Source organism: Oceanicaulis sp. UBA6590 (assembly GCF_002433705.1).
Classification (GTDB): domain Bacteria; phylum Pseudomonadota; class Alphaproteobacteria; order Caulobacterales; family Maricaulaceae; genus Oceanicaulis.
This window is the reverse complement of the sequence record NZ_DJIQ01000060.1, coordinates 1-12,419: the sequence shown is the minus strand read 5'-3', so window position 1 is coordinate 12,419 and position 12,419 is coordinate 1. Positions and strand designations below refer to the sequence as shown.

The window sequence follows — 12,419 nt, the reverse complement described above, 5'->3', positions numbered from 1 at the left end:
ACGCGCGGGTTCATCTCGATGACGACCATGCGGCCATCAGCGGGGTTCACGGCGAACTGGACGTTCGAGCCGCCGGTCTCCACACCGATCTCGCGCAGCACGGCGATCGAGGCCGAGCGCATGCGCTGGTATTCCTTGTCGGTCAGGGTCAGGGCCGGGGCGACGGTGATGGAATCGCCCGTATGCACGCCCATCGGGTCGATGTTTTCGATCGAGCAGATGATGATGCAGTTGTCCGCTTTGTCGCGAACCACTTCCATCTCGTACTCTTTCCAGCCCAGAACGCTTTCCTCGATCAGCACTTCTGTGACCGGGGAATTGTACAGGCCCGAAGTGACGATCTCGCGGAACTCTTCCACGTTATAGGCGATGCCGCCGCCGGTGCCGCCCATGGTGAAGGAGGGGCGGATCACGGCCGGCAGGCCCAGCTCCTCAAGCACGACCTCGGCTTCGGCCATGGTGTGCACGGTGCGCGATTTGGGGCTTTCAAGGCCGATGGAATCCATGGCGTTGCGGAAGCGCTCGCGGTTCTCCGCCTTGTCGATGACGTCCGCTTTCGCGCCGATCATCTCCACATTGAAGAGGTCGAGCACGCCGCGCTTGTCGAGCTCCAGCGCGCAGTTGAGCGCGGTCTGCCCGCCCATGGTGGGCAGAAGGGCGTCGGGGCGTTCCTTCTCGATCACCTTGGCGACCATTTCCGGGGTGATCGGCTCGACATAGGTGGCGTCGGCAAGGTCCGGATCGGTCATGATGGTGGCGGGGTTGGAGTTCACCAGGATGACCCGGTAGCCCTCTTCCTTCAGCGCCTTGACAGCCTGAACGCCGGAATAGTCGAACTCGCAGGCCTGACCGATCACGATAGGTCCAGCGCCGATGATCAGAATGGACTGGATGTCTGTGCGCTTGGGCATGGCCGGCCTCTTCGAGTTTTGCACGCGCGCGCGAAAACGCAGCCTCGGACGTGCCCTTTGCGGGCGGAGGCGGCGTGCGGCGCTGATGATGTACGCTGAAACCCGTCCTTAGACCCTAATGCGTCGCTTGGCGAGACCTGAATGCCGTGTTTCCCACACCTCGGTCTGTCAGGCCTGCATTTGGGGAAAAGGGGAGAAAAGGACTTGAAAAATCGCCCCCGGCGCGAAAAGTTGGTCGTCATGAGGGGGAGAATATCAATGAAAAACCTGGTTCTAACGGCCGTCCTTTCCGGGCTGGCCCTGATGTCGGGCGCGGCAAGCGTCCAGGCGCAATCGATCGCTGATTTCGCGTCGACGCCGCTGGACGCCCATCCGCGTCTGTCGCCCAATGGCCGCTGGCTGGCCACGCACTGCACGCAGCGATCTCGTGTCGCTGCCTGCGTCTATGACCTCCAGGCCAATGCCCTGGCTCATATCATTCCCGCGCCGGAAGGCGCGTGGCTGGACAGCGCCTCTTTTGCGTCTGACGACTTTCTTCTGCTCAGCCTGTCTTCGTACAACACGATGAATACTGGCAACGGCATTCGCCGTTTCCAGGTCTCGCGCACATTGTCCCTGGATGTCGCGAGCGGCGAAGTCGCCCTCCTGGCGCCAGACCTGCGCGGCAGCACCAATACGACCAATATCGTCTCGCTGAACATTGATGATCCGCACACGGTCATCATGGAGATGAACTATTATCGCGATTCACAGGCCCAGACGGGGTCGCGCTATGCCTCCGCCTCGGGCTTTGAAAGCCTTCTTTATGAAGTCGACCTCGCCTCGGGAGACACCGACCGTCTGGATCGCTCGGAGATCATGGGCCGTGTCGTGGACGCGCAGGGCGAGGTGGTCGCGGAAATCCATTTCGAGGAAAGCTCCAGCCTGTATGAAATTCGCGAACCGGGGCGAAACGGCGATGTGATCTACTCGCGCACCCATCTCAGTGATGCGCCCTCTATTCTGGGCTTCATCGGAGAGAACGCGTTCCTCGCCATCTTCCCGAGTGAGCGCGGCGGCTATCGCCGGATCGACCGAAGCACAGGCGAGATCTCCATGCTCGGCGAAATCGAGCTCGATATTGTCTCCCGACCCATCTGGGATCAGGACAAGCGGTTGGTGGGGTTCTCCGGCGAGCGCGACGGGCTGAAGGCGCAACATCTGTTTGATGAGGGATTGCGCAATGACGCCAGGGCGCTCGGCAATGCGCTGGGGGCGCCTGTCATCATCGAATCCTTCACGCCGGACCGGAACATGCTGCTGCTGACCCTGTCCGAGCCGGGGCGTCCGCAAACCTATTATCTCTATGAGCGGTCAGCGGGCAGTGTTGCGATCGTGGCCGAGGGCTATCCCAACCTGTCCGAAGCCGACCTCCCGCAACGGCGCTTTTACGCTTATGAGGCGTCGGACGGGCTCCAGCTGGAAGGGGTGCTGACCACGCCGCCGGGCTGGACCGAAGCGGATGGCCCGCTGCCGCTCATCGTGCTGCCCCATGGCGGTCCGGCCAGCCGGGATGATCTGGACTTTGACTGGTGGTCACAGGCCTATGCCTCTGAGGGCTATCTGGTCCTGCAACCCAATTTCCGCGGCTCCACCGGCTATGGCGTCGAGTTCCAGCAAGCCGGTTATGGCGAGTTCGGCGACCGGATGGTCGAAGATGTGCTTGATGGCGGCCGCGCGCTTCAGGCGGCGGGCCTCGCCCGACCCGACCCATTCTGCGTCGCAGGGGCGTCCTATGGCGGTTACGCAGCGCTGAGAGCTGCGATCATGGCCCCGCAGGAGGTCGCCTGCGTGGTCGCGGTCGCGCCCGTGACGGATCCGGTCGACCTTCTGGCCGAGGCGCGCAGTTTTGGCGGCAGCGTCTTCGCCTATGACTTCTGGGAGCAATACATCGGCGACATCGTGTTCGACCGCGATGAAGCGTCCCGGATTTCGATCGCCCGAAACGCCGCTCGCTTGACGGCCCCGGTGCTGCTCATGCACGGCGATGATGATGCGGTTGTCCCGCTGGAGGCCTCCGAAGCATTGCGGCGGAACATGTCCCGCGATCAGTCGCTGGACTATGTCGAGCTCGAAGGAGAGAACCATTTCCTGCATCTGGGCGCGTCACGCCAGGTCCTGCTGACCCGGTCTCTGGCCCTGTTTGACGAGACGCTCCGCTAGACGCGTGCGGGTGCAGCGTTCTGACAAGCGTCTTGCACCCGCACAATTCCAGGCGCTAAGAGGATAAAGTCTGACTTTATCCTCGAGGGCCCCATGTCCGAGCTATCGCGTTCAGCGCCAGAACAAACCGGCAAAGGGTCGGGGCTGGCCACCTTCCTGGCGTGGGTCTGCCTCGCCGGGGCCGCCCTGGCGCCGCTGTTTCAGACGGTGAGCTGGTTGCTGACGCCGGCTTTCATCGAGAGCCTCATCCTCAACGCCAGCGGCGCACAGGACCTGTCCTGGCTGGAGCTTCCCATCCGGCTGGGCGCGCTGGCGATCTGCCTGCCCGTCGTGCTGGTGACCAGCTATGCGCTGTTGAACCTGCGCAGCTTCTTCCGCCACACCTCGCATGGCCGAACCTTTTCAAGGCGCGCGCTGTCGGGGTTCAAGGTGTTCGCCTGGTCAATCGCTGCGCTGGCGGTGCTGGCCCCGCTTCAGGGCGCGGCGCTGAGCGCCTTCCTCTCCTGGTGCGCGCCGGGCGAGGGCGGACAGCTCCAGCTTGAACTGGGTTCGGATGACCTGACCACCCTGTTCGTGGCGCTGGTCTTTGTCAGCGTGGCCCATCTTCTCGATCGCGCCTGCGCCCAGCAGGATGAGCTGGACACCTTTATATGAGCGCACGCATCGAGGTGCGTCTGGACGTGATGCTGAGCAAGAGACGCATGACGTCCAAGGCGCTGGCGGAACGGATCGGGGTCTCCGAAGTCGCGCTCTCCCAGATCAAGACCGGCAAGATCAAGGGCATGCGCTTCTCCACGCTGCTTGCCCTGTGCGAGGTGCTCGATTGTGAGCCGGGGGATCTGCTGGTTCTGGTGCGCGACGAGGACTAGCGCGACAGCGCCGCGCGTTCACGCTCCAGATTGGCGCGGGCCTGCGCTTCGAAACGCTGGCGATAGGGCTCAGTATGAAAGATCGCCGGGCGGTCGAGCTGAGCGCTCACAAAGGCCAGCCGTCCCTTGCGGAACGCGCCTCCGGGCGCCCAGACATGCTCCTGCCGGACCTGTCTGACATAGCGGTCATACTGTTCAGCGGACGCGCCCAGAATCGCGCAATCCATATCCAGAAACAGCGCATCGTCGGCATCGTGACCGCCGCCGGCATGATCGCGGTCGCAAGGATCAGCATGTGCACCCGCCAGGCGAGCTCAGCATCAGCCCCCATTTCGACGAGCGCGCTCTGCGCCCAGCCCGCGCTGCGGGCCTCATTGTCCTTGCGCCAGCTCTTGTATATCGCGTCATGAAACCAGGCGGCATAGGTCAGGCGCGGCAGATCCTTGATCCGGTCCGCATGCGCCTCGATTTCCTGGAACAGGAAGGCCAGATGCTCCAGCCCGTGATAGCGCCTGAGCCAACCGGCATGATGGGCGATCACGGCTTTGCCGGTCTGGAGCTGGCGGTCCTCCAGCCCGAAGCGGACAAGGTCGGCGCGCCAGAGCGTCAGGGCGTAGTCGCGGTTCATGGTCTAGCTGTAGGAGAAGAAGCGGGCGAGACGGGCCGAGGCGGCTTGCGGGTTGCGTGCGCCTTCCAGCTGGGCCAGCAAAGCGGGAGACAAGGCGCTTTCATCAAGAGCGTATGCTGAGCTTGTCTGCGCGCCGATCACATGGGCCGAGGCCGATTGCTGGACGGTGACGCCCCGCTTTGAGTCGTTCTCGTCCGCCTGCTCGGCGGTCTCCCCGGTTGCGCCGCCGGTGGCGGCGTCGGCCTCGGTCAGATTGGCGCTGCCGCCCTTCACGCTGGTTGCGCCATTGGCGGGCGCATCCTCTGTGCTGGTGTCGCCATTGGGGTTCGCCTGGGCGAAATTCTGTTGATCGAGGAGCGCGGCGAAAAGCTGTGCGGACAGGCTCTCATTGAGTTTGCCGGCCCGCTCTTTCTGGGACAGTTCCGCCGCGGCGGACGCCTCTTCGGTCTTGCGAGCTTCCTCGGCCGACTTGGTAGGGTTGGGCAGGGACATTTCGCCCAGGGCGGCGCCCTTGGCGTGCTTGCTGTCCCATGGCGTCCAAGACGGGCCGGTGATTGCGCTGGCGCTCATCAGGGTCTCCCGATATGCGGGCTGCCGAATGGGGGCAGGCCTTGCCTATCAAAATGTGCTGAGCGGCAGATTCTTCCGCCTGTGTCGCCGTCCCGGAGAGAGCGGCCGAACGGCTTTGCGTTCGCGTGTCCGACCTTGTCAGACAGGGCCTGATCGAGGTCCCGCGCCTCTCATCAGAGTGCAGGCGCGAGGGGATTCATTGCCGGAAATGCAACCGTCGTGCCGGTCTTCGTCTAGCGCAGGGACAGGTCGCGCCAGAGCTGGGGCTGGATGTCTGCGGATGTGCGGGTGCGGTCCGAGACCAGCCAGTAGGCGCGCTCATGCAGAAGCGGAATATTGGGCATGGCCTCGAGAAACACCGCTTCAGCCTGTCGAAAGTGCTCCGCACGCGCCTCGCTGTCGATCACGGCGAAGGCGTCCGCCATGATGGCGTCAAACCGGTCGCGCTCCGGGCCGGTCCAGTTGGTGTTGTCGGCGAAGCCGTCCCGGCTGAAGGGTTGGAGCATGAAGTCGGGATCACTTTTCAGCCCCCGGTCAAACCGGGCGAGCGCAATGTCGAATTCGCCCGCATCCACCGCCTGATAGAGATCGAGCGGATAGCTCGCCAGCAAGTCACCTTGCACGCCGATACGCGCCCAGTCATCCAGAATGGCGATCGCCAGCCGGTCCCGGTCGCCGGCGCTGGCGCGAACCGTCAACCGTAATGGAGACGCTTCGGAGAAGCCCGCCTCGGCCAGCAGGGCGCGCGCCGCTTCGGGATCATGCCGCGGCTCCCGCCGTTCCTCGCCATGGCGGGGGATGACGCGGTCGGTGGTTCTCGCTTCGCCATTGAAGAAGTGCGTGTTCAGAAAGTCCCGGTCGAGCCCCAGGCTGAGCGCGCGCCGGACCCGCGGGTCGGCCAGATAGGGCTGGGCGCAATTGAGTTTCAGATAGGACAGGATTGGCGCGGGATAGGCCTGCAGCTGATCGCCCACGGTGTCGCGCAGAAAGCCGATCTGGTCGGTGGGCGGGCGCTCGGCGAGGTCGTAATCGCCCGCCCGAAAGCGCCGGGCGCGGGCAGCGGGCGTGTCCACAACGTCCACGGCGATTGCATCAATGCTGACGCTGTCTGCAGCAGGAAAGTTGGGGTTCTTGCGCAGCTGAAGCGACATGGCTTCATGACCAGCCAGAATGTAGGGGCCGGCGGAGACCCAGTGCTCGGGTCGCGTCCAGTCTTCAGGATGGGCCTCAACGGCATGACGCGGCAGCGGGTAGAATTCGCGCATAAGCACCGGGAAATTGCCCACCGGACGGTCCAGCTCGAACACTACGGTGCGCGGGTCTGGCGCTGTGACGGCGATGCTCTCAGGATCGCGTTCGCCCGCCAGCGCTTCGCGCGCCCCGATGACGGCGAAGAAGTCGCCCAGATCTGCAAAGCCTGTGGTGGGGTCCACTGCGCGCTGCGCCGTCCAGACCACGTCCTCAGCGGTCAGGGGCGCGCCGTCAGACCAGACAAGGTCAGGCCTCAGCGTGAAAGTCCAGCTGCGGGCGTCTTCGCTGCGCCAGGTCAGGGCCAGGCCAGGAGCCAGCCCGCCTGACGGGGCGTATTCCGTCAACGGCGCATGCAACTGCTTGTAAAGCAGAGCGGCGGAAGCGAACTGGCCGCGCAGCGGATCAAGGCTGTCCGGCTCGGTCTCGATGGCGACGCGCAAAAAGCCGTCCGGCGCGCCGGTGCGACCCGAACACCCTGCTGCGGCCAGGGCGGCTGCGCCCGCCATGCCACTCGCCAGTGTCTGGCGTCGGGTCAGACCCGCCATGCTCCCCTCCCGCGACTGATTACGGGAAGGGTAGCATTGCGTCTGACTGCGCCGCTAGCGGCTTAGGCCGTTTTCAGGGCGCTGACGAAGCGTTCAAAGACCTTGAAGCTGTCTTGCGGGCCCGGGCTGGCTTCGGGGTGGTGCTGGACCGCCCAGACCGGCTTGTCGGTCAGCTTGAAGCCGCAATTGGTGCCGTCAAACAGCGACACATGGGTTTCGATCGCGCCTTCGGGCAGGCTGTCGCGATCCACAGCAAAGCCGTGGTTCATCGACACGATCTCGACCTGGCCGGTCTCGAGATTCTTCACCGGGTGGTTCGCGCCATGGTGACCCTGAACCATCTTGGCGGTCTTGGCGCCCAGCGCGAGCGCCAGCATCTGATGGCCCAGGCAAATGCCCAGCACCGGCACGCCGGCATCAATCACGCCTCGGATGGTGTCGAGCGCATACTGGCCCGTCGCGGCGGGGTCGCCCGGACCATTGGAGACCAGCACGCCCGCCGGGTTGAGCTTGAGCACATCGTCCTTGCTGGCCTTGCCCGGCACGACCTGGACGCGCGCGCCGGCGGAGACAAGACGACGCAGGATGTTCGCCTTCACGCCATAGTCGAGCACCACCACCAGAGGGCCGTCTTCAGGGCCTTTGGCGAAGCCTTCCGACCAGCCCCAGTCGCCATCCGTCCAGTCATTGGCGGCGTCACAGGCCACAGCGCCCGCAAGCTCCGCCCCTTCCATGGAGGGCGCGTCCTTGGCCAGGGTCTTCAGCGCCTCGATATCGAGCTTGCCGTCCCGGGCATGAGCGATGGTCGCCATGGGCATGCCGGTCTCGCGGATGCGGCGCGTGATCGCGCGGGTATCCACGCCGGTAATGGCGATCACGCCGCGGGCGGCCAGCCATTCGTCAAAGCTGGTCTCGGCCCTCCAGCTGGCGGGCGGGGTGATGTCCTCGCGGCTGACCATGCCGACAGCGGCCTTGCGGGCGATGGCGCTGGAGGCTTCCTCGTCCTCGGCATTGGTGCCCACATTGCCCACATGGGGGAAGGTGAAGCACACGATCTGGCCCGCATAGGAGGGATCGGCGAGGATTTCCTGGTGCCCGGTCATCGCGGTGTTGAAGCAAAGCTCGGCGACGGCGCTGCCGGTCGCGCCCGCGCCTTTGCCGTAAAACACTGTTCCGTCTGACAGAACCAGCGCAGCCGTGGCCCAATCGGGTTGTGCGCCAGAAGAAGTTGATTGCATCGGCTCTTGATTCTTGATCGCTTCCGGCATAGGTGCTCGCCTCCTGACACGCGCGGGGCCGCGAGCTGGGCTCCAGCGGCGGGCGGTTAAACGCGCGGAAAGTAGGCGAGCAGCTGGTCTGGGTCAAGCAAAAGCCCGAGCTGCAAAGAACTGTAAAAACAATGGCTTGGCGCTTATCTGCAGCGCCGCCGCAAATAGGTGCTCCCATGTCGCTTCGCGACCGCATCCTCTCTGATCTTAAAGACGCCATGCGCGCCAAGGATGACACGCGCGTCTCTACGCTGCGCCTCATCCAGGCCGCCATCAAGGATCGCGACATCGCTGCGCGCGCGGAAGACCGCTGCGAAGGTTGTTGCGTGAACGAGATCCAGGCGATCTTGCAAAAGCTGCTCAAGCAGCGCGAAGAAAGCGCGGACACGTATGAAAAGGCGGGGCGTCTGGACCTGGCCGAACGCGAGCGCGCCGAAGCGGAGATCGTCCGCTCCTATCTGCCCGAGCCGATGAAGCCTGCCGAGATCGCTGAAGCCGCCAAAACGGTTGTGACCGAGCTGGATGCAGGCGGCCTGAAGGACATGGGCCGTTGCATGGCGGCGCTGAAAGAGCGCTACACCGGCCGCATGGATTTCGCCAAGGCGGGCAAGGAAGTCAAAACTCTGCTGCAGGGTCAGGCCTAGGCTCCTAGCGCCTTGGCCTGCCTGAGCGTAAGCTGTCGGGCTGGAGGATGTTCAGCACGTGGCGATTCCTGACGGGTTCAAAGACGAGATCAAGGCGCGCATCCGCCCATCCGAGCTGATCGGGCGAACGGTGGCGCTCAAGCGTCAGGGCCGGGAATTCGTGGGCCTCTCCCCGTTCAAGAAAGAGCGCACGCCCTCGTTTTTCGTCAATGACGAGAAGGGCTTCTACCATTGCTTCGCCAGCCAGGAGCATGGCGACATCTTCACCTGGCTTCAAAAGACCCAAGGGCTGAGCTTCATGGAAGCGATCGAGGCCCTGGCTCAGGAAGCCGGGCTTGAGGTTCCGCGCATGGAGCAGCGCGACCCCAAGCAGGAAGAGCGCCGCAAGACGCTGCTGGACTGGATTGCGCTGGCCCAGGACTATTTCGCCCGGTCGCTGTTTGCGCCCGAGGGCGAAGAGGCGCGGATCTATCTCGAACGTCGCGGCCTGAGCCGATCCGACATGGAGCGCTTTGGCCTCGGTTTCGCGCCGGACAATCGCCGTGGCCTGACCCGCGCCCTGATCCAGAAGGGTGCGACAGCTCAGGAGCTGTCGGAGGCCGGGCTGTCGATCCTGCCCGAGGATGGCGGCGAGCCCTATGACCGCTTTCGCGGCCGGGTGATGTTCCCGATCAAGGATGCGCGCGATCGTCTGGTGGCCTTTGGCGGCCGGGCGATGAGCAAGGAGGTGCGGGCGAAATATCTCAACTCGCCCGAGACCGAGCTCTTCCACAAGGGGTCTCTGCTCTATCGCTATCCCGAAGCGCGCGCCTTCGCCCACGATCCCAAGGTCAAGGCCAGGGGGCTGATCGTGGCGGAAGGCTATATGGACGTCATCGCCTTCGCCCGCGCCGGGTTGGGCCAGGCGGTCGCGCCGCTGGGCACGGCCCTGACCGAGAACCAGCTGCGTCTGTTGTGGCGTGCGGGGCCTGAGCCGGTGGTGTGCCTGGATGGAGACGCGGCCGGCACGCGCGCCGCGGCCCTGGCGGCCGAGCGGGCGCTGGAGCTTCTCGAGCCGGGCCGGACCTTGCGCTTTGTCTTTCTGCCGGACGGGCAGGATCCCGATGACCTGCTTCGAGAACAGGGCGCGCAAGCGCTCAAGGACGCCATCGCCGACGCCAGACCTCTCATTGATGTGCTGTGGCGGCGCGAGGTTGAGCTCGAACCGCTTGATGATCCGGATCGCCGGGCGGGATTCCGCAAGCGCATCAAGGCGCTGGTGGCCAGGATCAAGGATCCCGACATCAAGGCGGAATATCGCGCCGAGTTCGACCAGCGCATCGAGACCCTGTTCGGGCGTGCGCCGCAGGCCGGCTTCCGCGCCGAGGGGCAGCGCGGCGGGTATGGCGGTCGCGCCGCCGGGCGACGGTTCAATGCGCTGCAGCCGCCAACGGCGGAGCTGGTCGCGCAGCGCAAGCAGAAACCCCCGCCCGCGAGCGCTCGACAATTGCTGCTGGCGGTGATCGAATACCCCGAAATCGCCGAAGCGGAGGCCGAGACTTTGCTGCAAATGTCCTTCGGGACGCTTGACAGCCTTAGGGACGCGATTCTAGACGCGTGTTTCTCTGGGGAGCCTCTGCCTGTCGGCGGACTGCGCGATGCGTTGTCACGACGGGGTTTCGCGCCCCAATTGACACGTTTGGCCGTGGACAGGTCGCCCATGCGCGCCAGTCTCGGGGGGAGTGAGGCGGATGCCGACAGCCGGCTAGAGGCTTGGCGCAGGCTTTCGGCTTCTTATATGGAAAGAGTTGCGCAAGACACTCAGGACCGACCACGACACGCCGATTTCTTTGAAGAGGGCGATTCCGACGCTCTCAAGAATTACCTCGTCGCCGAACGACGGGGCCGACAGCGCTAGCGCGCCACCTCGCCGCCCTTATGTGCGCGCAGCCATGAAATCCTCCGGGAGCACGATCACCGAATGAGCAAAGCCGCCGCTGAAAACGCCGAAGCGACCTCTGAAAATCAGGACGGGCCGCTGCTCGATCTGACCGATCAGACCGTCAAAGCGATGATCAAGACCGCCAAGAAGCGCGGTTACGTCACCCATGACGAGCTGAACAAGGTCCTGCCGAGCGAGGAATTCAGCTCCGAGCAGATCGAGGACATTCTCGCCCAGCTCTCCGAGATGGGGATCACGGTCGTGGATTCCGAAGAGGATGTGGACAACGAGGCCTCCAGCTCTGACGACGAGGAGGACGACGAGGACGAAGAAAAGTCCACGGCCGTCGCCAAGAAGGCCAAGAGCGAAGTCGCCGCGGGCCAGAACACCACGTCTGCGCAGGACCGCACCGACGACCCGGTGCGCATGTATCTGCGCGAGATGGGCTCGGTCGAATTGCTCTCGCGCGAAGGCGAGATCGCCATCGCCAAGCGCATCGAGGCCGGCCGCAACGCGATGATCCGCGGGCTGTGCGAAAGCCCGCTGACCTTTGAAGCCATCATGGTCTGGCGCGACGAGCTGCAGGAAGGCCAGGTCCTTCTGCGCGACATCATCGACCTCGACGCCACCTATGGCGGCGTGCGTGAAGACGCCACCGCGGTCTCTGACGATGAGGAAGAGGGCGAAGGCGACGAGGCGAAGGCGGATGACGCCGAGGCCAAGTCCGATGATGAGTCCTCTGACAGCGAGGATGGCGAGAAGTCCGAGGGTGAGAGCGACGAGGACGGCGACGACGAGGATGACGGCGCGAACATGTCTCTCGCCGCCATGGAGGCCGAGCTGCGCGACGGGGTCATGGAGACCCTCGACGCCATCGCCACCGATTTCGACGTCTTCCGCCAGCTTCAGGACCGTCTGGTGTCCTCGCGTCTGTCCGGCAAGCATCTGAGCGACAAGGATCAGGCCGCCTATGACGACGTGTTCGAGCGGATCGTGGCGAATCTGAATTCGCTGCACCTGAACAACGCCCGGATCGAGGCGCTGGTCGAACAGCTCGACGCCATCAACAAGAAACTGATGGGCCTGGAAGGCAAGCTGCTGCGCATGGCCGAAGCCCATGGCGTGCCGCGCACCGACTTCCTCAAATCCTATCAGGGCCACGAGCTTGATCCCAACTGGCTCAAGGATATGGCCGGCAAGTCCAAGGCGTGGGGCCGGTTTGTCGAGCGCGAAGAGAAAGAGGCGGGCGAGCTGCGCGAGCAGATCGCGACCCTGGCTCAGGAATCCGGCGTGCCGATCGACGATTACCGGCGCATCGTCGCCACCGTCCAGAAAGGCGCGCGTGAAGCCCGCGTGGCCAAGAAGGAGATGGTGGAGGCCAACCTGCGCCTGGTGATCTCCATCGCCAAGAAATACACCAATCGCGGCCTGCAATTCCTCGACCTGATCCAGGAAGGCAATATCGGCCTGATGAAGGCGGTCGATAAGTTCGAATATCGCCGCGGCTACAAGTTCTCCACCTACGCCACCTGGTGGATCCGTCAGGCGATCACCCGCTCGATCGCCGACCAGGCGCGCACCATCCGTATTCCGGTGCACATGATCGAGAC

The 12,419-nt window shown here is 64.3% G+C and carries 11 protein-coding genes; 6 read left to right on the top strand and 5 right to left on the bottom strand.

Going from position 1 to position 12,419, the window contains the following annotated elements:
* Positions 1-911, bottom strand: a 911-nt coding sequence (locus B2Z70_RS12205) for an ATP-binding protein (protein WP_292983588.1), incomplete at its 3' end; no start/stop codon positions are given.
* Between the two features lie 258 nt (positions 912-1,169).
* Between B2Z70_RS12205 and B2Z70_RS12200 the strand changes: the two genes are divergently transcribed.
* From B2Z70_RS12200 to B2Z70_RS12190, 3 genes are all read left to right on the top strand, one after another.
* On the top strand, positions 1,170-3,113 hold the full coding sequence (locus B2Z70_RS12200; RefSeq protein WP_292983586.1) for an alpha/beta hydrolase family protein: 1,944 nt from the start codon (positions 1,170-1,172) through the stop codon (positions 3,111-3,113).
* 93 nt (positions 3,114-3,206) lie between these two features.
* Complete coding sequence (locus B2Z70_RS12195) at positions 3,207-3,767, top strand: DUF2975 domain-containing protein (RefSeq protein WP_292983584.1); 561 nt, start codon at positions 3,207-3,209, stop codon at positions 3,765-3,767.
* A complete protein-coding gene (locus B2Z70_RS12190) occupies positions 3,764-3,982 on the top strand; it encodes a helix-turn-helix domain-containing protein (RefSeq protein ID WP_009803111.1) in 219 nt (72 codons plus the stop codon). Before B2Z70_RS12195 ends, B2Z70_RS12190 begins: the two co-directional genes overlap by 4 nt.
* A 106-nt stretch (positions 3,983-4,088) precedes the next feature.
* Here B2Z70_RS12190 and B2Z70_RS12185 read toward each other — a convergent pair whose 3' ends face one another.
* The 4 genes from B2Z70_RS12185 to carA all read right to left on the bottom strand — a co-directional run bounded on the left by B2Z70_RS12185 (position 4,089) and on the right by carA (position 8,214).
* Positions 4,089-4,610: a hypothetical protein gene (locus B2Z70_RS12185; RefSeq protein ID WP_292983582.1), complete on the bottom strand. Its 522-nt coding sequence runs from the start codon at positions 4,608-4,610 to the stop codon at positions 4,089-4,091.
* Between the two features lie 3 nt (positions 4,611-4,613).
* Positions 4,614-5,180: a hypothetical protein gene (locus tag B2Z70_RS12180; RefSeq protein ID WP_292983580.1), complete on the bottom strand. Its 567-nt coding sequence runs from the start codon at positions 5,178-5,180 to the stop codon at positions 4,614-4,616.
* 233 nt (positions 5,181-5,413) lie between these two features.
* Positions 5,414-6,976 carry a peptide ABC transporter substrate-binding protein gene (locus B2Z70_RS12175; RefSeq protein WP_292983578.1) on the bottom strand — a complete coding sequence of 521 codons (1,563 nt, stop codon included), beginning with the start codon at positions 6,974-6,976 and terminating at the stop codon, positions 5,414-5,416.
* Positions 6,977-7,038: 62 nt separating this feature from the next.
* Complete coding sequence (gene carA / locus B2Z70_RS12170; protein WP_292983576.1) at positions 7,039-8,214, bottom strand: glutamine-hydrolyzing carbamoyl-phosphate synthase small subunit; 1,176 nt, start codon at positions 8,212-8,214, stop codon at positions 7,039-7,041.
* Positions 8,215-8,420: 206 nt separating this feature from the next.
* Here carA and B2Z70_RS12165 point away from each other — a divergent pair, with 206 nt between their 5' ends.
* The 3 genes from B2Z70_RS12165 to rpoD form a co-directional block, all read left to right on the top strand.
* On the top strand, positions 8,421-8,888 hold the full coding sequence (locus tag B2Z70_RS12165; RefSeq protein WP_009803116.1) for a GatB/YqeY domain-containing protein: 468 nt from the start codon (positions 8,421-8,423) through the stop codon (positions 8,886-8,888).
* 58 nt (positions 8,889-8,946) lie between these two features.
* Positions 8,947-10,785, top strand: coding sequence for a DNA primase (gene dnaG / locus B2Z70_RS12160; protein ID WP_009803117.1), 1,839 nt, complete (start codon positions 8,947-8,949; stop codon positions 10,783-10,785).
* Positions 10,786-10,848: 63 nt separating this feature from the next.
* On the top strand, positions 10,849-12,419 hold a 1,571-nt coding region (gene rpoD, locus B2Z70_RS12155), incomplete at its 3' end, for an RNA polymerase sigma factor RpoD (protein WP_292983574.1).